This is a genomic window from Burkholderia sp. MSh2 (assembly GCF_000731655.1).
Taxonomy (GTDB): domain Bacteria; phylum Pseudomonadota; class Gammaproteobacteria; order Burkholderiales; family Burkholderiaceae; genus Burkholderia; species Burkholderia paludis.
The window spans coordinates 100,834-123,273 of record NZ_JPGM01000014.1; the positions used below are offsets into that span (position 1 = coordinate 100,834).

At 70.7% G+C, this 22,440-nt stretch carries 25 protein-coding genes; 17 read left to right on the forward strand and 8 right to left on the reverse strand.

What is annotated here, in order from left to right; genetic code table 11:
* Nucleotides 1-635: 635 nt before the first annotated feature.
* A complete protein-coding gene (locus tag GQ57_RS10965; protein WP_031401036.1) occupies nucleotides 636-1,547 on the reverse strand; it encodes a LysR family transcriptional regulator in 912 nt (303 codons plus the stop codon).
* A gap of 167 nt (nucleotides 1,548-1,714) precedes the next feature.
* Between GQ57_RS10965 and GQ57_RS10970 the strand changes: the two genes are divergently transcribed.
* Nucleotides 1,715-2,635 carry a pyridoxal-phosphate dependent enzyme gene (locus GQ57_RS10970; RefSeq protein WP_034197881.1) on the forward strand — a complete coding sequence of 307 codons (921 nt, stop codon included), beginning with the start codon at nucleotides 1,715-1,717 and terminating at the stop codon, nucleotides 2,633-2,635.
* Between the two features lie 223 nt (nucleotides 2,636-2,858).
* Here GQ57_RS10970 and GQ57_RS39175 read toward each other — a convergent pair whose 3' ends face one another.
* Entirely contained in the window at nucleotides 2,859-4,205 is a 1,347-nt protein-coding gene (locus tag GQ57_RS39175) for a DUF2242 domain-containing protein (RefSeq protein ID WP_081896643.1), read from the reverse strand.
* Nucleotides 4,206-4,321: 116 nt separating this feature from the next.
* On the reverse strand, nucleotides 4,322-5,215 hold the full coding sequence (locus tag GQ57_RS10985; RefSeq protein WP_034197884.1) for a LysR family transcriptional regulator: 894 nt from the start codon (nucleotides 5,213-5,215) through the stop codon (nucleotides 4,322-4,324).
* Between the two features lie 109 nt (nucleotides 5,216-5,324).
* On the opposite strand from GQ57_RS10985, the gene GQ57_RS10990 reads away from it, so the two are divergent.
* From GQ57_RS10990 to GQ57_RS11005, 4 genes are all read left to right on the forward strand, one after another.
* Nucleotides 5,325-6,080 carry a TerC family protein gene (locus GQ57_RS10990; RefSeq protein ID WP_031401032.1) on the forward strand — a complete coding sequence of 252 codons (756 nt, stop codon included), beginning with the start codon at nucleotides 5,325-5,327 and terminating at the stop codon, nucleotides 6,078-6,080.
* A gap of 91 nt (nucleotides 6,081-6,171) precedes the next feature.
* Nucleotides 6,172-6,474 carry a TFIIB-type zinc ribbon-containing protein gene (locus GQ57_RS10995; RefSeq protein WP_031401031.1) on the forward strand — a complete coding sequence of 101 codons (303 nt, stop codon included), beginning with the start codon at nucleotides 6,172-6,174 and terminating at the stop codon, nucleotides 6,472-6,474.
* Nucleotides 6,475-6,646: 172 nt separating this feature from the next.
* The gene (locus GQ57_RS11000; protein WP_034197885.1) at nucleotides 6,647-7,420 is read left to right on the forward strand and encodes an isocitrate lyase/PEP mutase family protein; all 774 of its coding nucleotides are present in this window, start codon (nucleotides 6,647-6,649) and stop codon (nucleotides 7,418-7,420) included.
* Nucleotides 7,407-8,453, forward strand: coding sequence for a bifunctional transcriptional activator/DNA repair enzyme AdaA (locus GQ57_RS11005; RefSeq protein ID WP_031401029.1), 1,047 nt, complete (start codon nucleotides 7,407-7,409; stop codon nucleotides 8,451-8,453). The genes GQ57_RS11000 and GQ57_RS11005 overlap by 14 nt, the downstream gene beginning before the upstream one ends.
* Before the next feature lie 191 nt (nucleotides 8,454-8,644).
* Here the strand turns inward: GQ57_RS11005 and GQ57_RS11010 are convergent, their stop codons facing one another.
* Both GQ57_RS11010 and GQ57_RS11015 read right to left on the reverse strand, forming a co-directional pair.
* Nucleotides 8,645-9,055, reverse strand: coding sequence for an Hsp20/alpha crystallin family protein (locus tag GQ57_RS11010; protein ID WP_034197886.1), 411 nt, complete (start codon nucleotides 9,053-9,055; stop codon nucleotides 8,645-8,647).
* A 16-nt stretch (nucleotides 9,056-9,071) separates the two neighbouring features.
* Nucleotides 9,072-9,512 carry an Hsp20/alpha crystallin family protein gene (locus GQ57_RS11015; protein WP_031401027.1) on the reverse strand — a complete coding sequence of 147 codons (441 nt, stop codon included), beginning with the start codon at nucleotides 9,510-9,512 and terminating at the stop codon, nucleotides 9,072-9,074.
* 246 nt (nucleotides 9,513-9,758) lie between these two features.
* On the opposite strand from GQ57_RS11015, the gene GQ57_RS11020 reads away from it, so the two are divergent.
* On the forward strand, nucleotides 9,759-10,676 hold the full coding sequence (locus GQ57_RS11020) for a 3-hydroxyacyl-CoA dehydrogenase NAD-binding domain-containing protein (RefSeq protein WP_034197887.1): 918 nt from the start codon (nucleotides 9,759-9,761) through the stop codon (nucleotides 10,674-10,676).
* 39 nt (nucleotides 10,677-10,715) lie between these two features.
* Here the strand turns inward: GQ57_RS11020 and GQ57_RS11025 are convergent, their stop codons facing one another.
* Both GQ57_RS11025 and GQ57_RS11030 read right to left on the reverse strand, forming a co-directional pair.
* Nucleotides 10,716-10,997 (reverse strand): DUF4148 domain-containing protein, encoded by a 282-nt coding sequence (locus GQ57_RS11025; protein WP_031401025.1) that lies wholly within the window; start codon nucleotides 10,995-10,997, stop codon nucleotides 10,716-10,718.
* 154 nt (nucleotides 10,998-11,151) lie between these two features.
* Complete coding sequence (locus GQ57_RS11030; protein ID WP_031401024.1) at nucleotides 11,152-12,000, reverse strand: LysR substrate-binding domain-containing protein; 849 nt, start codon at nucleotides 11,998-12,000, stop codon at nucleotides 11,152-11,154.
* A gap of 328 nt (nucleotides 12,001-12,328) precedes the next feature.
* Here GQ57_RS11030 and madL point away from each other — a divergent pair, with 328 nt between their 5' ends.
* The 11 genes from madL (at nucleotide 12,329) to GQ57_RS11085 (ending at nucleotide 21,102) form a co-directional block, all read left to right on the forward strand.
* Nucleotides 12,329-12,724 carry a malonate transporter subunit MadL gene (gene madL / locus GQ57_RS11035; RefSeq protein WP_034197888.1) on the forward strand — a complete coding sequence of 132 codons (396 nt, stop codon included), beginning with the start codon at nucleotides 12,329-12,331 and terminating at the stop codon, nucleotides 12,722-12,724.
* 11 nt (nucleotides 12,725-12,735) lie between these two features.
* The gene (gene madM, locus GQ57_RS11040; RefSeq protein ID WP_031401022.1) at nucleotides 12,736-13,503 is read left to right on the forward strand and encodes a malonate transporter subunit MadM; all 768 of its coding nucleotides are present in this window, start codon (nucleotides 12,736-12,738) and stop codon (nucleotides 13,501-13,503) included.
* A 132-nt stretch (nucleotides 13,504-13,635) separates the two neighbouring features.
* Complete coding sequence (mdcA, locus tag GQ57_RS11045) at nucleotides 13,636-15,282, forward strand: malonate decarboxylase subunit alpha (protein WP_031401021.1); 1,647 nt, start codon at nucleotides 13,636-13,638, stop codon at nucleotides 15,280-15,282.
* 10 nt (nucleotides 15,283-15,292) lie between these two features.
* On the forward strand, nucleotides 15,293-15,607 hold the full coding sequence (mdcC, locus tag GQ57_RS11050; protein ID WP_034197889.1) for a malonate decarboxylase acyl carrier protein: 315 nt from the start codon (nucleotides 15,293-15,295) through the stop codon (nucleotides 15,605-15,607).
* Nucleotides 15,604-16,539, forward strand: a complete 936-nt coding sequence (locus tag GQ57_RS11055; protein ID WP_034197890.1) for a biotin-independent malonate decarboxylase subunit beta — start codon at nucleotides 15,604-15,606, stop codon at nucleotides 16,537-16,539. Before mdcC ends, GQ57_RS11055 begins: the two co-directional genes overlap by 4 nt.
* Complete coding sequence (mdcE, locus tag GQ57_RS11060) at nucleotides 16,526-17,233, forward strand: biotin-independent malonate decarboxylase subunit gamma (protein WP_031401018.1); 708 nt, start codon at nucleotides 16,526-16,528, stop codon at nucleotides 17,231-17,233. Before GQ57_RS11055 ends, mdcE begins: the two co-directional genes overlap by 14 nt.
* Nucleotides 17,220-17,888 carry a malonate decarboxylase holo-[acyl-carrier-protein] synthase gene (gene mdcG, locus GQ57_RS11065; RefSeq protein WP_034197891.1) on the forward strand — a complete coding sequence of 223 codons (669 nt, stop codon included), beginning with the start codon at nucleotides 17,220-17,222 and terminating at the stop codon, nucleotides 17,886-17,888. Before mdcE ends, mdcG begins: the two co-directional genes overlap by 14 nt.
* On the forward strand, nucleotides 17,885-18,751 hold the full coding sequence (mdcB, locus tag GQ57_RS11070; RefSeq protein WP_034197892.1) for a triphosphoribosyl-dephospho-CoA synthase MdcB: 867 nt from the start codon (nucleotides 17,885-17,887) through the stop codon (nucleotides 18,749-18,751). Before mdcG ends, mdcB begins: the two co-directional genes overlap by 4 nt.
* Nucleotides 18,748-19,680, forward strand: coding sequence for an acyltransferase domain-containing protein (locus tag GQ57_RS11075; RefSeq protein WP_034197893.1), 933 nt, complete (start codon nucleotides 18,748-18,750; stop codon nucleotides 19,678-19,680). The genes mdcB and GQ57_RS11075 overlap by 4 nt, the downstream gene beginning before the upstream one ends.
* 105 nt (nucleotides 19,681-19,785) lie before the next feature.
* On the forward strand, nucleotides 19,786-20,307 hold the full coding sequence (locus GQ57_RS11080) for a phospholipase D-like domain-containing protein (RefSeq protein WP_031401014.1): 522 nt from the start codon (nucleotides 19,786-19,788) through the stop codon (nucleotides 20,305-20,307).
* A gap of 129 nt (nucleotides 20,308-20,436) precedes the next feature.
* Nucleotides 20,437-21,102 carry a phosphoribosyltransferase gene (locus GQ57_RS11085; protein ID WP_425322000.1) on the forward strand — a complete coding sequence of 222 codons (666 nt, stop codon included), beginning with the start codon at nucleotides 20,437-20,439 and terminating at the stop codon, nucleotides 21,100-21,102.
* Here the strand turns inward: GQ57_RS11085 and GQ57_RS11090 are convergent.
* Complete coding sequence (locus GQ57_RS11090; protein WP_034197895.1) at nucleotides 21,089-22,300, reverse strand: polyhydroxyalkanoate depolymerase; 1,212 nt, start codon at nucleotides 22,298-22,300, stop codon at nucleotides 21,089-21,091. The two genes, GQ57_RS11085 and GQ57_RS11090, sit on opposite strands and share 14 nt — an antisense overlap.
* Nucleotides 22,301-22,440 lie beyond the last annotated feature (140 nt).

Here is a 22,440-nt window from a genome sequence, read left to right on the forward strand (position 1 = left end):
GTCGTATCGGGACGAAATTATCTTGATTCCATGTCAACAATGCCGGGCGCGCGCAGGGCTCGTCGGCGCGCGGGGGAACGAGCGTGCATTTCCCGGAAGCGAGTTGTAATGCGGGCGGCGCGCTTTGGGGGCGGGGGAGCGCGGAACTTTGGCGGTTCGCGGCGGCGCGACGGCCGTTTCCGGCGGCGAGTCGTGGGGAGCACGGCGCTCGCGCGGCGGCGTGTGGCCGCGCGAAGCGGGCGGGCCGCTCAGGCGACGGCCGTCGTCCGGAACGACTGGCGTGCGATCGCTGAAAACGTTTGCCGGCAAGGCGCAGGGGCAAAAAAACCCCGGCCACAGGGGGACCGTGACCGGGGCGGAAACACATCCTCTCTATGGCACGAGGGTTGGATGCGCGCGCAGTATATTTCGGTTCATGACAATTCGAATCGGCGTTAAACGGCCGTTTTTGGTGCCAATTTAAAAATGCCGGCGGCGCGGCGCCCGTCGTGATCGTTCTGAAAGAATTTGCGTGAGAAAGGTGTCGTTGTTTAGCGCGTTTCGGCAGCCGGAACGATGGCGGGCGGCGGGCGGCTCGCGGCGGCCGGCCCCGCGACGCGTGCCGCGCGATCGGCGGGCGACCGCCCGGCGCCCGGTCAGTCCGGCGCGCCGGCCGCATCGCGCACGGCCGCGAGAAACCGTTCGACGACGGGTGACGGTGTCGCGGCGGCGGCGTCGAACACGAACTCGATGTCGAAGCGGCTTGCGAGTTCGTCGAGCGCGACGAGCCGAACCGTGCGCGGGCAGGTCGGCGATGCGCTTTCCGGCACGAATGCGCAGCCCATGCCGGCCGCGACGAGGCCGATCAGTGTCGGGATATCGCTGCCGATCTGTGCGATGCGCGGCGTGAAGCCGGCCTGCTGGCACTGCGCCATCACGAACCGGTGGTGCGCGGCGGAGCGCTGCGCGTCGAACCAGACGAACGGCTCGTTCGCGACGTCGGCCAGCGTGCGCGGTGCGGTGAAGCGTTTGCCCGGCGGCGCGGGCATCGCGAGCACGAAGCGGTCGCTCAGCAGCCGCACGCCCGACAGGTGCGGCGCCTCGTCACGACGCCACGCCATGATGCCGCCATCGAGCTGGCCGCGTGTCAGCGCGCTCGCCTGTTCGGCCGACAGCATCGGCACGATCGACAGCTTCACGTCCGGGCACGCGTCGCGAAACGCCTTGAGGACGTTCGCGACGATCGGCAGCGGCAGGCAGTTCGGCAGTGCGCCGAGCCGCAACTCGCCGAGCTGGCCGGCCGCGCTGCGCAACGCTCGCTCGCGGCTGTCCTGCAGCGCCGCGAGCAGCCCGGTTGCATCCTGCAGGAAGCTCGCGCCGGCTGCCGTGAGCGTGACGCCCGTCGTACGGCGGACCAGCAGCGGGGTGCCGATGGCGTCCTCGAGTTCGCGGATCTGCCGCGACAGCGCAGGCTGGACGATGCCGGCCGCGCGGGCGCCGGCCATCACGCTGCCGGCTTGCGCGACGGCCACGAAGTAACGCAGGTGACGCAGTTCGATCTGGCGCATGCAGTGTCCGTTCCGGTTCGATGATATGCCTGGAAAGCATAACAAACATCATTCGATGGTATTGGAAAGCATGGCTGGCGTGCCGTACGATGGCCTTCGTTGCCGTGCTTGCGCAGCGAGCCGCGTGCGTTTCCACCGTTCCCCCCTGTTCCCATTGGTCCCGTCCCATGCCGCTTCATATCCCCACTCCCTATGTCCGCTCGCAAATCGCGTCCCGCCGGCTCGGCAAGACCATCCGGCTGAAGCTCGAGGCGTTGCAGCCGTCGGGCTCGTTCAAGCTGCGCGGCGTCGGCGCCGTCTGCGAAGCGCGGCATGCGGCCGGCGCCCGGCGGTTCGTGTCGTCGTCGGGCGGCAACGCGGGCATCGCCGTCGCGTATTGCGGCCGCGAACTGGGTGTGCCGGTGAGCGTCGTCGTGCCGGAAAGCACGTCGGCACGTGCGCGCGAGCTGATTCGGATCGAAGGGGCGGAACTGGTCGTGCACGGCGCGAGCTGGGCCGAGGCGAACGCGTTCGCCCAATCGGCGCTCGGCGAGCACGACGCGTTCGTGCATCCGTTCGACGACCGCGTGCTGTGGCAGGGTCACGCGACGATGATCGACGAGATGGCCGCGGCCGGTCCGAAGCCGGACGCGGTCGTGCTCGCGGTCGGTGGCGGCGGGCTGCTGTGCGGCGTGCTCGAGGGGCTGGCGCGCAACGGCTGGCACGACGTGCCGGTGGTCGCGGCCGAAACGGAAGGCGCCGACTGTTATGCGCGCTCGCTCGCGGAGGGACGCCCCGTCGTGTTGCCGGCGATCACGAGCGTCGCGACGTCGCTCGGCGCGAAGCAGCCGTGCGACGCGGCGCTCGAATGGGCCACGCGGCACGCGATCCAGCCGGTCGTCGTGTCCGATGCCGACGCGGTGGCCGCGTCGCTGCGCTTTCTCGACGAACACCGGATCGTCGTCGAGCCCGCTTGCGGCGCCGCGCTGGCCGCGCTCGAGCGGACGGTTCCCGTGCTCGCCTCGGCGACGGAGGTTGCCGTGATCGTCTGCGGCGGCGTGACGACCACCGTCGAGCAACTGCAGACGCTGCACGCGACGTTACGGTGAGCCGGGCGGCTGGTGCGGGCGGGCCTGCGGGGCGACGGTCGATGTGGGTGGTCGCAGGCGCCGGCAGCACTTGATCCGCAGGGCGGCATTCATGCAATGACGGCTGCCACGCTGGCGGCCGGCTGCCGTCGGGGCGGGAAATCCGGTGGAGGCGCGTGACGGGGAAGGGTACGTATCGTCGTGCCGAGCCTGATGCGGCCGGGCGCGACGATACGGGTGCCGGTCAGTTCGCGGCGGGTGCGGAGGATGCGACCGGGGTGCCGGCGGCAGGTGCAGGCGATCCGCTTGAGGGCGCAGATGCCGATGCGGGGGCCGAAGTCGCGGTCGCGGCCGGCGCCGGCGTGGCAGCCGCCGGCGCCGTGGCGGCAGGCGGCGATGCCGGGCTGGAGACAGATACAGAGGCGGGTGCGGGTGCCAACGCCGATGCAGGCGTCAACGCGGAGACTGGAGCCGGTGCAGGTGTCGATGAGGCGACTGGTGCTGAAGCCGGTGCAGGCGCCAACGTGGCAACTGGGGCCGAAGCTGGTGCAGGTGTCGACGCGGCAACGGGAGCCGTAGCCGGTGCAAGAGTCGACGTGGCAACGGGAGCCGAAGCTGGCGCAGGTGTCGACGTGGCAACGGGAGCCGCAGCCGGTGCAAGAGTCGATGTGGCAACGGGAGTCGAAGCCGGTGCAGGTGTCGACGTGGCAACCGGAGCCGCAGCCGGTGCAAGAGTCGACGTGGCAACGGGGGCCGAAGCCGGTGCATGCGTCGCCGTGGCAACCGGAGCCGAAGCCGGCGCGGGCGTCGGCGCGGCGACGGGCGCCGAAACCGCTCCCGCCGGCGCCGCACCGCCCGTCGCGGCAGGCACGGCGCTCGCGCCCGATGCCGGCGCGGCACCCGGCGCCGAAAGCGGCACGGGTGCGGCAGGCGGCGTCGGCACGACCGGCGTCGTCATCTTGATCGGCTCGCCTTGCGGCGTCGGCGCGGGCTCGGGCAGCGGTGCGACGGCTTCCTTTTCGGCCTGCTTGACGGTGGCGCGATCGCGCCGGGCCGGATCGATCTTCAGGAAATGGTCGACGAGGTTGAAGAAGCGCTCATAGAACACGCCGGCGGGAATCGTCTCGCTCGCGGTCTTGACGAGCGCATCGTCGCTCGACCCGATCGGCAGCGACAGCGAGCCGAACAGGCTGAGGCCGACGCTGGCCGACGTATTCGACTTCTTCAGCGTGTAGCGGTCCTGCACCGCGTTCACGTACGCGATGCTCGACGAGCCGTCCGCGTTCGCGTCCGCGCACACGACGTGAAACTCGATCACGACGTGCATGTCGTTGTTCGGCTGGAAATTCTTGCTGCCGTCGACCGCGTCGTTGCGCGACGACGACGCCACATAGCCCTGGCTCAGCAGCGCGCGCCGCGCGGCCTCGCAGGTCGCGTCGGACTTCGAATGGAACGTGTGCGCGTACGGGCTGCTGGTCGCGTCGAACTGCTCCTGCTGGTAGATCGGCTTGGGCGGCGACGAGCACGCTGCCAGCACGGTCGCGGCCGCGAGCGCGCACGAAGCGGAAAACAGGCGAAATCGGTTGTGCATGGCGTCTTTCAGAAGGCTCGGCGAGATGCCGCGCAAGGGGAGGCGCCCGGGTGGTGCGCGCGCAAATCTCGGATGGCCGGGGCGTCATTATAGTTTCGTTTGATGTCGCGCTCGCTTCAGTCGGTCGGCGCGGGGCGAGCCGCGGCCAGCAACTGCGAGGCGAGCGGATGATGCTCGCCGCGCCGTGAGCGGATCGCGTGAATTTCCTCGGTCACGTCGCCCGCGCGCCCGAGCCGCCGAAGGCCGCGCAGCAGCGACGCGTCGTTCGCGCCGAGTTCGCTCAGCGGAAACACGCCGAGGCCGCGCGCCGCGAATACGGCCATCAGCGCGCTGTCCTCGAATTCGCCGGCCACGCGCGGCACGATCCGTTCGCTTTCGAGCCATTGATCGAGGCGCGTGCGCAGTGCCGAATGCGCGGTCGGCAGCAGCACGGGCAGGTCGGCCAGGCACTGCGGGAAGCGCTGCCGCGCGGCCGGCGTCACGAGCGCCGCCGGCCCGTACCAGTCGACCGGCGACGCGACCAGCCGCTCGCTCGTCACGCGCAGGTTCGAGCCCGACGGCGCGCCCTGGCCGGCCAGCACGAGATCGAGATGATGCAGCGCCAGCTCCGCGAGCAGCGCGTCGTGCTCGCCCTCGTGGCACAGCAGCCGCAGCGTGGGCGTATCGAGTACCGGCGCGAGGATCGCGTGTGCGGCGAGCTTGGAGATGCCGTCCGCGAGGCCGACCGCGAGCCGCACGGTCGGCCGGCTGGCCGCCGCGCGGACTTCGTCGGGAATCAGCCGCCCCATCTCGAAGATCGCCTCCGCGCGCGCGAACGCGGCCTGGCCGGCGTCGGTCATCGCGACGCCGCGCCCGGCGGGGCGCAGCAACTGGTGCCCGAGCGCCTTCTCGAGCTCGCGCACCTGTGCGCTGATCGTCTGCACGGCCATGTCGAGACGTCCGGCCGCGCGCGCGAAGCCGCCTTCCTTCACGACGACCCAGAAATAGTACAGATGCCGGAAATTGAGCATGGAATCGTTTACTTCGTAAAAACCGAACCTAAGATCAGATTCTCTCTGATTTTTCCGAAGTTCGGGGCGGCATATCATCTGGCTTTCCACTTTCGTATCGGCCCATTTCATGGACTACCTGCTGACGCTTGCCGCCGACCCCGCCGTCTGGGCCGCGCTCCTGACGCTCGTCGTGATGGAAGTCGTGCTCGGCATCGACAACCTGATCTTCATCTCGATCCTCAGCAACAAGCTGCCCGAAGCGCAGCGCGCCCGCACGCAGCGCCTCGGCATCGCGCTCGCGCTGGTGATGCGCCTCGCGCTGCTCGGCAGCGTCGCGTGGATCGCGAGCCTCACCGAACCCGTGTTCACGGCCTTCGACCATGCGTTCTCGTGGCGCGACATGATCCTGCTGTCGGGCGGCCTGTTCCTCGTCTGGAAGGCGACCACCGAGATCCATCACCACGTGGCGCACGACGGCGACGGCGCGAGCGGTGCCGGCGGTGCGGCCGGCCTGACGGTGTGGGCTGCGATCGGCCAGATCGTGATGCTCGACATCGTGTTCTCGATCGACAGCATCGTGACCGCGATCGGCATGACCGAGCACGTCCCGATCATGTTCGTCGCGGTGATCGTCGCGGTGGCCGTGATGCTGTTCGCTGCCCAGCCGCTCGCACGCTTCATCGACCGCAACCCGACCATCGTGATGCTTGCGTTGTCGTTCCTTGTCGTGATCGGCATGACGCTGATTGCCGAAGGTTTCGGTTCGCACGTGCCGAAGGGCTATATCTACGCGGCAATGGCGTTCTCGGCCTTCGTCGAGGGGATGAACATGCTGGCGCGGCGCGCGAAGGCGAAGCGCGCGGCGCGGGTGGAGGGCGACTGAGCCATCGTGTGCGATGCGGGCCGCTGCGGCGGCCGGCTCGCACGCTTTCAAGTGGAATTTTTAAGGAATCCATACGGAAAGGAGAAGTGCAATGAAATGCCCAGTCTGCAAGACGCCCGACCTGCTGATGGCCGAGCGCCAGTCGATCGAGATCGACTACTGTCCGACGTGCCGCGGTGTGTGGCTCGATCGCGGCGAACTCGACAAGCTGATCGCCGGCGAGACCGGCGACGCGCCGGCGCGGCGCGATATGGCGCCGGCGCAGCACGATGCGCACACGCCGCGCGGCCACGACGACAGTTGGGGGCGCGACGGCCGCGCGCACGACGATCGCTACCGGCACGACGGCCAGCGTCGCAAGAAGTCGGTGTTCGACCTGTTCGATTTCGATTGACCGCGGCGTCGCTTCCCGCGCCGGCGCGGGGCACGCGCCGTCCAACGGGGCTGCGGTGCAGGAGGAGGCCGGGAGACGCGGCGCGGCCGGCCGAAAAATACCTGTTCAAATTTCGGTTGTGAGGCGATCGGCCGGGCAACGATACTTGCGCCATGTTCACGCGAGGTGTTCCATGAATTTTGCCCGGCTTCATCAACAAACCGAACCGCTGCTGCTCGCCAACGTCTGGGATGCGGCCAGCGCCCGTGCCGCGGAAGCCGCGGGGTATGCGGCGATCGGGACCTCCAGCGCCGCCATGGCCGAGTTGCTCGGCCATGCAGACGGCGAGGGTATCGCCTTTGCCGAATTGAAGGCGCTGGTCGCGCGTGTGCGATCGGTATCCGGCCTGCCGCTGTCCGTCGATGTCGAGGCCGGCTATGGCGCGACGCCCGAGGCCGTGGTGGACAATCTGCGCGAGCTGGCTGCGCTGGGCGTGGCCGGCGTCAACCTGGAGGATAGTGTCGTGCGCGAAGACCGTCGCACGCTGGTGGATGCCGATACCTTTGCGCGGCGCCTGCACGATATCCATGCCGGCTTGCGGGCGGCCGGCATCGGGCTGTTCCTCAACGTCCGCACCGATACCTTTCTGCTGGGCGTGGCCCATGCGCGCGAGGAAGCCGTTTCACGCGGCCGGCGCTATGCCCTGAGCGGAGCGGACGGCCTTTTTGTTCCCTGTGTGACCGACGAAGCCGATATCGCCGCGATTGCGGCCGGCGTCCCGCTTCCGTTGAACGTGATGTGCATGCCTGATCTGCCGTCGTTCGAGCGGCTGGCGGCGCTGGGCGTCAAGCGCATCAGCATGGGCAATTTCCTGCACCGGCGGATGCACCAGGTGCTGCAGCAACTGCTCGTCGACGTGCGCGCCGGTCAATCCTTCCAGCCGGTGTTCGCGCATGCTGGTGACTGACGCCGGGCGGATCGACGCCTACTATCGCGCGCTGGTCGAACGGGCGGCGGATCACGTCGGCATTTTCTACGTCGGGGTGAAGACCACCGGCGTGTTCTGCATCGCGACCTGCCGGGCGCGCAAGCCCAAACGCGAGAACGTCGTGTTCTACACGGACCTCAAGGAAACGCTCGATGCCGGCTACCGGCCCTGCAAGGTCTGCAAGCCGACCGAGAACGCCCACGCCGCGCCGCCCGAGGTGGCCGAGGCCATCGACTGGGTGCGTGCGCATCCGAAAGAGCGCGTGACCGATGAGCTTCTCCGGCAGCGCGGGCTCGCGCCGGAACGCATCCGCCGCTGGTTTCACCGGCATTACGGGATGAGTTTCCAGGCGTTCCAGCGTTCGCTGCGAATCAATACGGCGCTCGAGGAACTGAAGGCCGGCCGCCGGGCCACCGACGTCGCGCTCGACAGCGGCTACGATTCGCTGAGCGGTTTCGGCTATACCTGCAGGAAACTGACGGGGCGCGCGCCGACCGGGGCCGCGAACGTGGTGCTCGTGCATCGCTTCACCACGCCCCTGGGGCCGATGTTCGTGTGTGCGAGCGAGCGTGGCGCATGCCTGCTCGAGTTTGTCGACCGGCGCATGCTGGAGACCGAATTCAGGGATCTCCAGCGACTGTTGCACGCACGCATCCTCGCGGGAGAAAACGCGCATACGCGTCAGGCCGAACGTGAAATCGGCGAGTATTTCGCCGGTGTGCGCAAGCGGTTCGATCTGGCGCTGGACACGCCCGGCAGCCCGTTTCAGCAGTCGGTATGGCAGGCCCTGCGTGCGATTCCCTATGGCGGTACGGCCAGCTACGGCGAACAGGCGGAGCAGCTCGGCCATCCCCGTGCGGTGCGGGCAGTCGCGCGTGCCAATGGCGCGAACCGGGTGGCGATCGTCATACCGTGTCACCGGGTGCTGGGGCGGGACGGGACGCTGACAGGCTATGGCGGCGGGCTGGCCCGCAAGCAGTGGCTGCTCGAGCATGAGCGGCGCCACGCGTAGCGGCGTCGGCAGTCCGATGGGCCCCGGATCGGAACCGGAGCGGCCGGCCTTGCCGGTGGCATGCCCGCGCGGACGAGCGGGCAACCGGCATGCCCCGTCGCGCATCGCGGTGATGTCGCCGATACACCATGCCCCACCGACGACGTCCGGCGGGGCATTTTCATGCGGAGCGGGGAGATGGCTGCGCGCGCTTACGCGTTGCCGGCCGTCACGTCGATGCGGCGCGGACGCGTTTCCTCGCGGCGCGGAATCGTCACGGTCAGCACGCCGTCGCGCAGGTTCGCATCGATCCGCGACGTGTCGAGGTCGGGGCTCAGCACGAACGACCGTGCATAACGCGTCGCGCGGACTTCGGCGTGACGGACGCGCAGGTCGGCCGGCGTGTCGAGGTGCGTGTCGGCTTCGATCGTCAGCGTGTTGTCGTGCACCTTCACGTCGAGGTTCTCGCGCGGCACGCCGGGCAGGTCGGCCCGCAGCGTGACGCCGAGTGCGTTCTCGACGATGTCGACGGCCGGCGTGATCGCGGGCCGGCGCGCGGCTTCGGCGGCGGCGGAGTGAACGACGTTCGGGCGGCGTTCGGCCAGGGTCGGGTTCGTATTCATGTCGGTATCCTGAATATTATTGAACGGTAATCGAATGCGGCTTCGATGCTTCGCGCCGGCCGACGCGGATCAGCAGGCAGCCGTTTTCATAGCGGGCGCTGACCTGGTCGGGGTCCGCATCCCGCGGCAGCTCGACGACACGGCGGAACGCGCCATGAAAGCGCTCCTGTGCATACGTGCGCAGATCGTCGCCTTCGCCGCGCGGCGCGGGCTTGCGCTCGCCGCTGATCGTCAGCAGGTCCTTGTCGATCGACACGTCGAAATCGGCCGCGGCCATGCCGGGCGCGAACGCGACGATCTCGATGGCCTCGTCGGTGGCGCCGACGTTGAGCGCGGGAAAGGCGCCGGGCCGCACCGCGCGGATGCCGGACGGGCGGTCGCCGAGCAGGTTCGCCACCTGCCGCTGCACGCGGGCGAATTCGTCGAACAGGTCGTTGCCGAAATGGATACCGCTCATGTTGGTCCTCCTGAACAGGGAACGCGGGAGACGTGACGGCGCGACGCCTGCGGCGGGCGCGACGGTGACTCCACGGGGTCGATACGGGGGCGGCGCGTGGCATGACGCACTGCCCGACGCCCTGTAATTAGTGGCCGCCGCGACGCATTTCAAGAGGGCATGTGCAATCTGCGTCAATGCATCCGCGCGGGATTCGATGCGACAATCGCCGCCGCACCATCCGCAGACCAACTACACGGGACAACCATGGACATTCGACGCATCGCGATCGTCGGCGCCGGCGTGATCGGCGCGAGCTGGGCAGCTTTCTATCTGACGCAGGGCTTCGACGTTGTCGCGACGGATCCCGCGCCGCAGGCCGACGCGCGGCTGCGCGACGCGCTGGCTGCGTTTCTGGGCGAGCGGGCGGCCGGGCTGTCCGCGCGGCTGTCGTTCGACGCCGATCTGGCGCGCGCGCTCGACGGTGTCGACTTCGTGCAGGAGAACGGCCCGGAGCGGCTCGATCTGAAGCGTGAGCTGTACCGGCAGATGGATGACGTGCTGCCCGCGCACGTGCCGATCGCGTCGAGTTCGTCGGGCCTGAAAATGTCGGACATCCAGACCGCGTGCGCGAAGCATCCCGAACGGTGCCTGATCGCGCATCCGTTCAATCCGCCGCACCTGATTCCGCTCGTCGAGCTGGTCGGCGGAGACGCAACCGGCCGGGACGTGATTGCGCGCGTGAAGGCGTTCTACGATGCGCTCGGCAAGCAGACGATCGTCCTCAACAAGGAGATGACCGGGCACGTCGCGAACCGGCTGGCGGCCGCGCTGTTCCGCGAGGTGTATCACCTCGTCGGCGAAGGCGTCGTGAGTGTCGCCGATGCGGACAAGGCCGTCGCGTGGGGCCCCGGCCTGCGCTGGGGGCTGATGGGGCAGTGCCTGACCTATCACCTCGGCGGCGGCGCGGGCGGGATCGCGCACTTTCTCGAGCACCTGTCGGGGCCGATCACGAGCTGGTGGGACGACCTCGGCACGCCGTCGTTCGATCCGGCCGTCGATCGCCAGCTGAACGACGAATTGCGCACGATCCAGGGCGAGCGGTCGATGCAGGAACTCGCGGCCGAGCGCGACCGGCTGCTCGTCGAGCTGATCGACGCGCGGCGGCGCAGCTTCCTGCCCTGATCGAGCCGCAGCGCAGCGACCCGGCGAGCCTGCGGCTGCTTACTGCTGCGCCGCCGTTTGCGGTGCCTGCGGCGCCTGTGCGAGCCACGGGGGATTCTCGGCCTGCACGAGTTCGCGGTTGCGCGCGCGTGTCGCGTCGCTCGGCGGATAGTTGCCGTCGTTCGTCGGCAGTTCGCCGTTCAGATAGGCCTGCTTGAGCTGGTCGATGACTTGCGCGCGGGTCAGTCCCTGCTCGGGCGCCGCGGCGTCGGTCGTCTGGGCGAAGGCGGGGGAAAGCAGCGCGGCGGCGGCGGTCGCGACAGCGAATCGCAAGATGTTCATGGCGTACTCCGGTCAATGGAACGAGGCACCGGATGCGCGCGGCGGCGGGCCGTGCGTTCCGATGGGTTCCATTGTCGCGAGCGGGTGCTGCGCGGACGATGACGCGTTCCGGGCAGAGCTGTCAGTTCGCGCGCGGGCGGCGCGCCTGCCGCGGTTACAACTCCGAGGCCGCCGCGATCAGCGTGGCTTCGAGCGCGAGCGTCGAGCGCGACGCGGCCGCCGGCCGGTCGATCACGTATTCGAGTTCGCCGAGTTCGGGCAGCCCCGCGTCGAGCCGCGCGAGCCCGGCCGGGATCACGTAGCCGGCGAACGCGCTGACGCCGAGCCCCGCGCTCGCGGCCGCGCGCAACACCGCGACGCTGCTGCTCACGACCGCGATCCGGTACGGCCGCCCGACGGCCTCGAGCGATTCGAGCACGCGGCGGCGCGACACGCTCGGCTCCGGATGCATCGCGAGCGGCAGCACGGCCTCGTGGCCGGTGATCGGCGAATCGGGGCCCGTGCACCAGTACAGCGGCTCGCTGCGGATCACGCGGCCGCGCCGGCTGCCCGCGATGCGCTTCGCGAACACGAGATCGTGCCGCCCTTCGTCGAGCGCGTCGAACAGGTCGCCCGACAAGCCGGTCGAGATCGCGAGCTCGACTTCCGGGTTGCGTTGCACGAAGCTGGCGAGCGCGGCCGTCAGGTGCGCCGACGCGAAATCCTCCGACATCGCGAGCCGCACCTTGCCCGACAGCGGCGGCCCGCACACCGACGTGACGGCTTCGTCCATCAGCTCGAGGATGCGCACCGCGTAGCGGAACAGCGCGTCGCCGTGCCGCGACAGGTGCACGTTGCGCGTATCGCGCTCGAAGAGCGGCCGGTCGAGCAGCTCCTCCAGGCGGCGGATGTGCTGGCTGACGGTCGACTGCGACAGGCTCACGCGTTCGGACGCGGCCGTGAAGCTGCCGGACTGGGCGACGGCGACGAAGCTGCGCAGCAGCTCGGGCGGTAACGGACGCATTGCTAAATCCACTGAATCGGTTTCGACAACTTCATAAATGGCCGGAGCGCGCGGCGCTAGTATCGGATCACGCCCCGGTGCGTCCCGCAACGGGGCGCAAGCGGGGCGCGCAGGGCGCGTCGTGCCGGCGGCTGCATCGGTCAGTCTACGGCATCCGGCGTCCGGCCCGAAACCGCATCATTCCATCGACCGCCCGAGAACGCACCCGCACGACGGGCCGCCGGGCAGCGGCGCACCGCCGCAGGAGACAGTCCGCGCACGGGATCGGCGTGCCGGCCCGGTTCCTGCACGCGTCCGGCGCCCGTCACGAAGAGACTGGAGACGACTCATGATCATCTACGGAACCGCGCTGCTGGCGTTCTGCCATCTGGCCGGGCTGTTCCTCGGCGACCTGCTGGGCAGCGCGATCGGCGTGAAGACCAACGTCGGCGGCGTCGGCATCGCGATGCTGCTGCTGATCTGCCTGCGCCTGTGGCTGCACCGCCGCGGCTGGCTGCCGAAGGAGACCGAGGCGGGCGCCGGCTTCTGGGGCGCGATGTACATTCCGGTCGTCGTCGCGATGGCCGCGAACCAGAACGTCGTCGCCGCGCTGAAGGGCGGGCCGGTCGCGCTGCTGGCCGCCGTCGGCGCGGTCGCGATCTGCGCCTGCTGCATCGCGGTACTCGTGCGCACCGGGCGCGACGACACGGCCTTCGCGGGCGTGCCGCAATTCGACGAACAATGACGGAGGCCGCCATGCTGCAGATGCTCGAAAAAACCGTCGCCCACAACGGGCTCGTCGCGTCGTTCGCGCTGGTCGGCCTGATCATGTGGCTGTCGTCGATCGCGTCGCGCAAGCTCACGTTCGGCCGCGTGCACGGCTCCGCGATCGCGATCGTGATCGGTCTTGCGCTCGCGTATGCCGGCGGCGCGTTCACCGGCGGCGAGAAAGGGATCGCCGACGTGCCGTTGTTCGCGGGCGTCGGCCTGATGGGCGGCGCGATGCTGCGCGATTTCGCGATCGTCGCGACCGCGTTCGAAGTGCAGCCGGCCGAGGCGCGCAAGGCCGGGCTCGTCGGCGTGGTGTCGCTGCTGCTCGGCACCGTGCTGCCGTTCATCGTCGGCGCGTGCATCGCGCGCGCGTTCGGCTATACCGACGCGGTCAGCATGACGACCATCGGCGCGGGCGCCGTCACCTACATCGTCGGGCCTGTCACGGGCGCGGCGATCGGCGCAAGCTCCGACGTGATCGCGCTCAGCATCGCGACCGGGCTCGTGAAGGCGATCATCGTGATGGTCGGCACGCCGGTCGCGGCCGGCTTCATGGGCCTGAAGACGCCGCGTTCCGCGATGATCTTCGGCGGCCTGGCCGGCACCGTCAGCGGCGTGAGCGCGGGCCTTGCCGCGACCGATCGCCGGCTCGTCCCGTACGGCGCGCTGGTCGCGACGTTCCATACCGGCGTGGGCTGCCTGCTCGGTCCGTCGGTGCTGTTCTTCACGACGCGCGCGCTGGTCGGCGGATAGGCCGGCGCGGGTCGGCCCGCGCGCGGGCCGCATCCATCGCGGCGTCCTCTGAGTCGCATTCGTCAACATCATCAATCGGCGGCGGCGTCAGGCTTAGAATGCCGCTGAACCATCGAAGCGGGAGAACTGTTCATGACGGGATGGAATCACGCGCGTCAGGCGCGCGATGCACGCCTCGCAGCCGGCGCGGCGCATGCGCAAGGCAAGCGGGTCGATGCGCGCGACGCCGTCGCGCTGCTCGAAGCGGTGCTGCGGCCCGGCGACCGCGTGTGCCTCGAAGGCGACAACCAGAAGCAGGCCGACCTGCTCGCGACGGCGCTTGCCGACGTCGACAGCGCGAAGATCCACGATCTGCACATGGTGCAGTCGGGCGTCGTGCTGCCCGAGCATCTCGACGTGTTCGAGCGCGGCATCGCGAAGCGTCTCGACTTCGCGTATTCGGGCCCCCAGTCGCAGCGGATCGCGAAGCTGCTGTTCGGCGGCAGGATCGCGCTCGGCGCGGTGCATACCTATCTCGAGCTGTTCGCGCGCTACTTCATCGACCTCACGCCGCAGGTCGCGCTGATCGCGGCGGTCAGCGCCGATCGCGACGGCAACCTGTACACGGGGCCGAACACCGAGGACACGCCGACCGTCGTCGAGGCCACCGCATTCAAGGACGGCATCGTGATCGCGCAGGTCGACCGCATCGTCGACAAGGTGCCGCGCGTCGACATTCCCGGCGATCGCGTGCATTTCGTCGTCGAGGCCGGCCGGCCGTTCTACGTCGAGCCGCTGTTCACGCGCGATCCGGCCGCGATCACCGAAACGCAGATCCTCACCGCGATGCTCGCGATCAAGGGCATCTACGAGCCGTACGGTATCCGGCGGCTGAACCACGGGATCGGTTTCAACACCGCCGCGATCGAGCTGCTGCTGCCGACCTACGGCGAGAAGCTCGGGCTGAAGGGCAAGGTCTGCACGCACTGGGCGCTCAATCCGCACCCGACGCTGATTCCCGCGATCGAGTCGGGCTGGGTCGAGCAGATCCATTGCTTCGGCTCCGAGGTCGGGATGGACGACTACATTCGCGCGCGCTCCGACGTGTGGTTCACGGGCCCCGACGGCTCGCTGCGTTCGAACCGCGCGTTCTGCCAGACGGCCGGCCTCTATGCGTGCGACATGTTCATCGGCTCGACGCTGCAGATCGACCTGTCCGGCCATTCGTCGACGGTCACCGCGGAGCGGATCGCCGGCTTCGGCGGCGCGCCGAACATGGGTAGCGACGCGCGCGGCCGGCGCCATCCGAGCGAGCCGTGGCTGAAGGCCGGCGCGGAAGCCGACCCCGACACGCCGGCGCCGCTCAGGCGCGGCCGCAAGCTCGTGGTGCAGATCGGCGAGACGTTCGGCGACAAGAACGTGCCGATGTTCGTCGAGCAGCTCGATGCGCTGAAGCTCGCCGACAAGCTGCAGCTCGACCTCGCGCCGATCATGGTCTACGGCGACGACGTTACGCACATCGTCACCGAGGAAGGGATCGCGAACCTGCTGATGTGCCGCGACAGGGACGAGCGCGAGCACGCGATCCGCGGCGTGGCCGGCTATACGGAGATCGGCCGCGGCCGCGACCGGAAGATGGTCGAGCGGTTGCGCGCGCGCGGCGTGATCCGCCGCCCGGAGGATCTCGGCATCGATCCGCTCGACGCCGATCGTCGCTGGCTCGCCGCGCGCTCGATCAAGGATCTCGTGCACTGGTCGGGCGGGCTCTACGCGCCGCCGGCCCGGTTCCGCAACTGGTAAGGAAGAGGGCATGGAACAGTTGAACTATCGCTTCACCGCGCGCGAACGCGCGAAGGGCGGGCAGGCCGCGGCGCTCGTCGGCGTGGTAGCGTCCGGCAATCTCGAGGTGCTCGTCGAGCGTGTGTTGCCCGGCAACGAATGCGAGATCGACATTCGCACCGCGGCGGTCGGCTTCGGCGCGGTATGGCAGGCCGTCGTGGCGGATTTCGTCGAGCGGCGCACGCCGGGCGGCCTGAAGCTGTCGATCAACGACGGCGGCGCGCGCCCCGACATGGTGTCGCTGCGCCTCGCGCAGGCCGTGCGCGCCATCGAGGGGGACGCATGATGAGCGACGCGATCCACGACGCGCCGGCGTTCGTCGCGAACGGCGCGAGCTGGTACGAGGCGTCGGCACGGCAGCGCATCGACGGGCTGCTCGACGCGGGCAGCTTCAGCGAATTCCTCGGGCCGGCCGAGCGCGTGACGAGCCCGCACCTGCCGCTGTTCGACCTGCCGCAGCAGTTCGACGACGGAATGGTGGTCGGCCACGGCCGGCTCGACGGCCGCCCGGTGTTCGTCGCCGCGCAGGAAGGCCGCTTCATGGGCGGCGCGTTCGGCGAAGTGCACGGCGCGAAGCTCACGGGGCTGCTGCGGGCCGCGCGCGACGCCGGCAAGCCGGTGCTGATCCTGTTCGATACGGGCGGCGTGCGGCTGCAGGAAGCGAACGCGGGCGAGCTCGCGATCGCCGAGATCATGCGTGCGCTCGTCGACGCGCGGGCGGCCGGCGTGCCGGTGATCGGGCTGGTCGGCGGACGCGCGGGCTGCTACGGCGGCGGCGGACTGCTTGCCGCGTGCTGTTCGGCGCTCGCGGTATCGGAGCAGGGGCGCATCAGCGTGTCGGGCCCCGAAGTGATCGAGACCAATCGCGGCGTCGAGGAATTCGACGCGAAGGACCGAGCGTTGATCTGGCGCACGATGGGCGGCAAGCACCGGCGGCTGACGGGCGGCGCCGACCGCTATGTCGCCGACACGCCCGATGCGTTCCGCGCGGCGGCGCTCGAGCTGATCGGCCGCGCGCCGCGGTTCGACGCGGCGATGCTGCGCGCGGAACAGGCGCGTCTCGAAGCGCGCGTCGAGCGGTTCGGCGGATGCGCGGACGCGCTCGACGTGTGGCGCGCGCTCGGCGCATCCGCGCCGGAAGCGATTCCGGGCATGCCGGACGACGCGTTCGCCGCGCTTGCCGACCAACTGCAGGAGCCCAAGCATGACGCTCGATGAAGTCCTGACCTCGCTGTTTCCCCACGGCCATTCGATCGCGCGCGCCGGCGGGCTGCTGACCGGCCACGCGGAACTCGCCGGCACGCGGGTCGACGTGATCGGCGTCGCCGAGCGCTTGCCGTTCGGCATCGACGAGGCGCTGACCCTCGCATCGCACGTGCTCGGCACGATCGAGCGCGGCGCGGCGACGCCGATCCTCGTACTCGTCGACAGCGACAGCCAGCGGATGAGCAAGCGCGACGAACTGCTCGGCTTGAACGAGGGGCTGTCGCATCTCGCGAAGTGCCTGATGCACGCCGATCTCGCCGGGCACCGGACGATCGGCGTGCTGTACGGGCACACGGCCGCGGGCGCGTTCATCGCGACCGCGCTCGCGACGCGCACGCTGCTCGCGGTGCCGGGCGCCGAGCCGGAAGTGATGGACCTGCCGTCGATGTCGCGCGTGACGAAGCTGCCGATCGACGTGCTGACGGCGATGTCGCGCTCGACCCCGGTATTCGCGCCGGGGCTCGACAATCTCGTGCAGATGGGCGCCGTCGACGCCGTGCTCGATCCGGCGCGCGGGCTCGATGCGCAGGTTGGCGAATGGCTCGGCAAGCCGCTCGAGCGCGTCGATCGACGCGCGGCGCGCGGCCGGCCGGTCGCGACCGAGGTCGCACGGCGCGTCGAGGCGCTCGCGCGTGCCGCAGGCTGACATGCCGCTGCGCCGCCACACGCTCGTCACGTTGACGCCGGCGGGGTGGGACGCGGCGTTCGCGCGCGACCTCGCGCTTGCGGCCGATCCGCGCGTGCGGGCGTGGGCCGCGCGCGGCTGGCCGCTGATCGTGCGCCGCGCATCGCCCGACGAGGTCGAGGCCGGCCGCGTGCCGCTCGGTTTGCCGCTGCCGCCTTCCGCGGGCAAGCGGCGCATCGCGCTGAACGCGGCCGCCGACGCGCTCGCGACGATCGGCCCGCTGCCCGCGCCGGCCGACGTGCTGGCCGTCGCGCCCGACGCGTGGCGCGCATCGCTGCGCGCGCTCGACGCGCTCGGCGTGCGTTGCGGCGTGCAGGGCCGCGTGTTCGGCAGCCTCGCGTGGCAGGCGCTGACGGGCGAGACGTACCTTGGCGCGGCATCCGATCTCGACATCGTGTTTCCGTTGCCGGACGCCGCGTCGATTGCGCCGCTGCTCGACGGCCTCGCGGCGATCGACGCGGGTGCGCCGATGCGCATCGACGGCGAACTGCTGCGCGCCGACGGCGCGGGGGTCAACTGGCGCGAACTGCATGCGCGCCAGCCCGAAGTCGCGGTCAAGACCGCGAGCGCCGTCGAACTGATGCCGGCCGGCGCATTCACCGGAGGCGCGCGATGAGCGCATCGGCTGCCCGGCGCGTCGCGGCGCCGTCCGATGCCGAGCGTATCGCCGGGCTGGCCGAGCGCTGTCTCGTGCTCGAGATCGAAACCTATCCGAAGCCGGGGCTCGTCAGTCACGTCGACACAGGCAGTCATTCGGACATGGATGCCGCGACGTTCGCCCGCAGCGCCGCCGCGTTGCGCCCGTACTTCGCCGAGCTGGCCGACGCGGGCGCGCGCGACGCGGACATGGCCGTGCTGCGCAAGATCGGCCTGCGGGCCGAGCACGCGATGCTCGCCGCGACGGGCGGCGTCAACACGCATCGCGGCGCGATCTTCGGGCTCGGGCTGCTGTGCGCGGCCGCGGGCCGGCGTGCGATGCCCGGCGCCGCGCCGGACGGGACGACGCTCGGCGCGTGCGTCGCGCGCCGCTGGGGCGCCGATATCCTGGGCGGCCCGCGCTTGCCCGACAGCCACGGCGAGCGCGCGAGCCGCCGTTACGGCGTCGGCGGCGCGCGTCGCGAGGCAGCCGACGGGTTCACGACCGTGTACGCGGTCGGGTTGCCCGCGCTGCGCCGCGCGAAGCGCGATTTGCCTGACGATCCGGAAGCCGCGCGCGTCGATGCGTGCTTCGCGCTGATTGCCGCGCTCGACGACACGAATCTGCTGCACCGGGGCGGGCAGGCCGGCCTCGACTTCGCGCGGGCGACCGCCCGTGCGTTCGTGGCGCGCGGCGGCGTGCGCGCGCGCGACTGGCGGCTGCGCGCGGCCGCCGCGCATCGTGCGTTCGTCGCGCGGCGGCTGAGCCCGGGCGGCGCGGCTGATCTGCTCGCGATGAGCGTCTTCGTCGATGCGCTCGAAGCCGGCGGGGCGGTGCGATGACGCTGGCCATCCTGTGCTCGGGGCAGGGCTCGCAACGCGCCGACATGTTCGACCTGACCGGCGCCGCGCCGGCGGCCGGCGCGCTGTTCGCGCACGCCGGCCGGCTCCTCGGCGACGATCCGCGCGAGTGGGTCCGGCGAGCCGGGACGGACGCGCTGCACGAAAACCGTGCCGCGCAGATCCTCTGCACGCTCCAGGCGCTCGCGGCCGCCGCGCTGCTCGACGCCGTGTGGCCGCGCCGGCGCTGCGTTGCAGGCTACAGCGTCGGCGAAGTCGCATCGTGGAGCGTCGCGGGGGTGATCCGGCCCGAGGACGCGCTCGACCTGGCCGATGCGCGTGCGCATGCGATGGATGCCGCGAGCGGCGGCGGCGAGCGGATGGTGTTCGTCCGGGGGCTGACGCGCGCGCAGCTCGCGCGGCTGTGCGACGGCCGCGACGCGGCGATCGCGATCGCGAACCCGGGCGACGCGTTCGTGGTGGCCGGACGGCAGGCCGATGTCGACGCGGTGGGCGACGATGCGGCGCGCGACGGTGCGCTGCGCGTCGCGCCGATGGGCGTGCGGATCGCGTCGCATACGCGCCTGCTGGCGGCGGCCGTGCCGGGATTCCGCGCGTCGCTCGCCGCAACGCACGTGCGGCGGCCGCTGCCGGGCACGCGGCTGTTTTCCGGCATCGACGGCGCATCGGTGCTCGATGTCGATGCGGGTCTCGACAAGCTCGCGCGGCAGATCGCGGAGCCGGTCGAGTGGGCAGCCTGTCTTGCCGCGTGCGTGGAGGCGGGCGCGACCGCGTTTTTCGAACTCGGCCCCGGCCGCGCGCTCGCCGAGATGGCCGGTGCGGCGTATCCGGCGCTGCCGGCGCGCAGCCTGGCGGATTTTCGTTCGGTCGACGGCGTCGCGAGCTGGCTCGCGCGCGTCGCATCGGGCTGAACGGCGACCGGGACGGCCGCCGTCGTACGCGTTTTCCGCACCGTGTGTTGCGCCCGCGCCGCAGCGCCGCGGCGGGCGCTTGCCACCCGAACTGGCGTCGCTACAATGGCGCCCGCCATGAGATCCGCCGCCTTCCTTCTCGCCGCGCTCTGCTGCGCGGCGAGCGTCCACGCCAGCCCGATGCCGTCCGACGCCGCATCGCTCGGCACGTACTTTTCGTATGACAACGCAGCGGCCGACGCGACCGTCGGCCTGATCGAGCAGGCGCAGCGCCGCGTGCTGCTGGCCGGCCATACGCACGTGCAGCCGGCCGTCGCGAGCGCGCTGCGCGCGGCGCGTGCGCGTGGCGTCGAGGTTCGGGTCGTGCTCGTGCGCTCTCCGCGCGCGGGCAGGTACAGCGGCGCGGGCTATCTGAAATCCGCAGGCATCGACGTCGCGATCGATTCGCGGCCCGGCGATCCCGCGCCGCGCTTCGTGATCGTCGACGACAGCGTCGCGCTGACGACGCTGTCCGAAGGCGCGGCCGCGCATGCGGAAACGGTGAACGTGTTCCGGCGCGCGCCCGAACTCGCGCAATCCTATGCACAGTCGTTCTGGCGGCTGTACCGGCAGGCCGGCGGCCTCTGATCCTTGCCTTCGGCGGGCGCTGCGCCCGCCGGTGTGACCCCGCTTGCATCGGCCGCGCCGATGAACCATGCTCGTTGACAGGCGCCGACGCGGGTTGCGCGCGTCCGGCGCAACAGCCGGGAGCCGATCGTGACCGAGTGGTTTGCCGACCGCGCCGATGCGGGCCGCCAGCTGGCCGATGCATTGGGCGATTACGCGGGGCGTCGCGACGTCGTCGTGCTCGCATTGCCGCGCGGCGGCGTGCCCGTCGCGTATCCGGTTGCCTGCGCGCTGCGCGCGCCGCTCGACGTGCTGGTCGTGCGCAAGCTCGGCGTGCCGTACGATCCCGAACTCGCGATGGGGGCGATCGCGACGGGCGGCGCGATTCATCTGCAGCGTTCGGTGCTCCGCTCGATGAACGTGTCCGACACGCAGCTCGCCGACGTGATCGCGCGCGAGACGGCCGAACTGCATCGCCGCGAAGCACTGTATCGGGGCGCCGCGCCGCCGCTGTCGGTCGCCGGACGCGTGGCGATCGTCGTCGACGACGGTATTGCGACCGGTGCGTCGATGCGCGTCGCGCTGCAGGCGCTGCGCGAGCGTCGTCCCGCGCGCGTCGTGGCGGCCGCGCCGGTTGCGCCGGCGGGTGCGCGGCATGCGTTCGACGATCTGGCGGACGCGTTCGTCGCGGTGTCGCAGCCGTCGTCGTTCTTCGGGATCAGCCAGTTCTACGCGTGCTTCGAGCAGACGAGCGACGACGAGGTGCGCGCATTGCTCGACGCGGCCCGTCTCCGACCCGGCATCACGTCCGCCTGAGCCCGTGCGGGCGGCCGGCCTCGGCCAGGGCGAACGCGCGCTGCAGCGCCGGATGGACGTTGCCGTGCCAGCGCGCTCCCGTAAACAGCCCGTAGTGATCGCAATCGTCGACGTCGATGCGATAGCGCTCGTCGGCCTTGAGGCCGCCGCACATGTCGAGCGCCGCATGTGTCTGGCCGGCGCCCGTGACCGCGTCGCAGGCGCCTTCGACGGTCAGCAGCGTGACGCCGCGCAGCGCGGCCGGCTCGATCCGCCGGCCGCCTACCTCCCACGTGCCGTTGGCGAGACTCATGCGCTGGAACACGATGTCGATCGTGTCGAGGAAATACTCGGCCGGCATGTCGAGCAGCGCGGTGTATTCGAGCAGCGCCCGCCGCGCCGCGGCGAGCCCGGCCATGTCGAAGCGCGACGCGGCCAGCGCGTAGGCCTCGATCAGCGTCAGGAAGCGCCGCGGATACAGGAGGGCGATCTCGCCCTGTTGCAGGTAGGTCGGGAACACGTGGCGGCCGTGCCCGGTGAAGCCGGGCGGCACGACGTCGATCAGGTAGCGGCGGCACCAGCCGAGCGAGTGCGCGGCCGCGGCGCTGCCGAGCGAGCTCGGATTCAGGCGGGCGTCGAGCGGGCCGCCGATCAGCGTGATGCTCGCGGGCGGCGCGAGGCCGCGTGCGGCGCGCAGGGCGAGGGCGCCGAGCGCCGGCACGGTCGCCTGGCACACGGCGACGACATGCAGCGGCCGCTCGTCGTGCGCGAGCCCGTCGACGAAGCCGTCGAGCGTCGCCACGTATTCGTCGAGCCCGAAGCGGCCCGACGCGAGCGGCACGTCGCGCGCGTTGCGCCAGTCGGTCACGCAGACGTCGCCGTCGGCGAGCAGTGTTTCCACGGTTTCCCGCATCATCACGGCCGCGTGCCCGGCCAGCGGCGCGCACAGCAGCACCGTACGCCGTGTGTCGGGGCGCGTGAAACGCCGCAGGTCGCAGAACGGCGTGCGCGCGACGACGCGCTCGCCGAGGTCCGGCCACCCGATGTCGAAGCGCGGCGGGCCGGCCGGCCGTCCGAGCAACGGCTCGAACAGATCGTCGTAGCACGACGCGGCGGCGTGCGGCAGCGTCGTCGGGGGCCACGCGTCGAACGCATGCCGCGTCGCGGCGCGCCAGGCGCGCATCCATTCCCGCTGCTGCTCGACGAGGGCATACCACATGGCGAACCTTGGGGCGGAAGGGGCGTGAATCTGCATTATGGCCACTGTGGCCGCGCAGCGGGAGTCCGATCTGCGGCCGGCTGATGCGTATCAAGCGATCTAGGCGGCGCGGTGCAACGCTGCTACAGTCGTCGGTCCCA

Bases quoted from the DNA above. Each gene is read 5' to 3' on its own strand.
- GQ57_RS10965 (WP_031401036.1), bottom strand. From the start codon at position 1,547: ATGCGCCAGATCGAACTGCGTCACCTGCGTTACTTCGTGGCCGTCGCG.
- GQ57_RS10970 (WP_034197881.1), top strand. From the start codon at position 1,715: ATGCCGCTTCATATCCCCACTCCCTATGTCCGCTCGCAAATCGCGTCC.
- GQ57_RS39175 (WP_081896643.1), bottom strand. From the start codon at position 4,205: ATGCACAACCGATTTCGCCTGTTTTCCGCTTCGTGCGCGCTCGCGGCC.
- GQ57_RS10985 (WP_034197884.1), bottom strand. From the start codon at position 5,215: ATGCTCAATTTCCGGCATCTGTACTATTTCTGGGTCGTCGTGAAGGAA.
- GQ57_RS10990 (WP_031401032.1), top strand. From the start codon at position 5,325: ATGGACTACCTGCTGACGCTTGCCGCCGACCCCGCCGTCTGGGCCGCG.
- GQ57_RS10995 (WP_031401031.1), top strand. From the start codon at position 6,172: ATGAAATGCCCAGTCTGCAAGACGCCCGACCTGCTGATGGCCGAGCGC.
- GQ57_RS11000 (WP_034197885.1), top strand. From the start codon at position 6,647: ATGAATTTTGCCCGGCTTCATCAACAAACCGAACCGCTGCTGCTCGCC.
- GQ57_RS11005 (WP_031401029.1), top strand. From the start codon at position 7,407: ATGCTGGTGACTGACGCCGGGCGGATCGACGCCTACTATCGCGCGCTG.
- GQ57_RS11010 (WP_034197886.1), bottom strand. From the start codon at position 9,055: ATGAATACGAACCCGACCCTGGCCGAACGCCGCCCGAACGTCGTTCAC.
- GQ57_RS11015 (WP_031401027.1), bottom strand. From the start codon at position 9,512: ATGAGCGGTATCCATTTCGGCAACGACCTGTTCGACGAATTCGCCCGC.
- GQ57_RS11020 (WP_034197887.1), top strand. From the start codon at position 9,759: ATGGACATTCGACGCATCGCGATCGTCGGCGCCGGCGTGATCGGCGCG.
- GQ57_RS11025 (WP_031401025.1), bottom strand. From the start codon at position 10,997: ATGAACATCTTGCGATTCGCTGTCGCGACCGCCGCCGCCGCGCTGCTT.
- GQ57_RS11030 (WP_031401024.1), bottom strand. From the start codon at position 12,000: ATGCGTCCGTTACCGCCCGAGCTGCTGCGCAGCTTCGTCGCCGTCGCC.
- madL (WP_034197888.1), top strand. From the start codon at position 12,329: ATGATCATCTACGGAACCGCGCTGCTGGCGTTCTGCCATCTGGCCGGG.
- madM (WP_031401022.1), top strand. From the start codon at position 12,736: ATGCTGCAGATGCTCGAAAAAACCGTCGCCCACAACGGGCTCGTCGCG.
- mdcA (WP_031401021.1), top strand. From the start codon at position 13,636: ATGACGGGATGGAATCACGCGCGTCAGGCGCGCGATGCACGCCTCGCA.
- mdcC (WP_034197889.1), top strand. From the start codon at position 15,293: ATGGAACAGTTGAACTATCGCTTCACCGCGCGCGAACGCGCGAAGGGC.
- GQ57_RS11055 (WP_034197890.1), top strand. From the start codon at position 15,604: ATGATGAGCGACGCGATCCACGACGCGCCGGCGTTCGTCGCGAACGGC.
- mdcE (WP_031401018.1), top strand. From the start codon at position 16,526: ATGACGCTCGATGAAGTCCTGACCTCGCTGTTTCCCCACGGCCATTCG.
- mdcB (WP_034197892.1), top strand. From the start codon at position 17,885: ATGAGCGCATCGGCTGCCCGGCGCGTCGCGGCGCCGTCCGATGCCGAG.
- GQ57_RS11075 (WP_034197893.1), top strand. From the start codon at position 18,748: ATGACGCTGGCCATCCTGTGCTCGGGGCAGGGCTCGCAACGCGCCGAC.
- GQ57_RS11080 (WP_031401014.1), top strand. From the start codon at position 19,786: ATGGCGCCCGCCATGAGATCCGCCGCCTTCCTTCTCGCCGCGCTCTGC.
- GQ57_RS11090 (WP_034197895.1), bottom strand. From the start codon at position 22,300: ATGTGGTATGCCCTCGTCGAGCAGCAGCGGGAATGGATGCGCGCCTGG.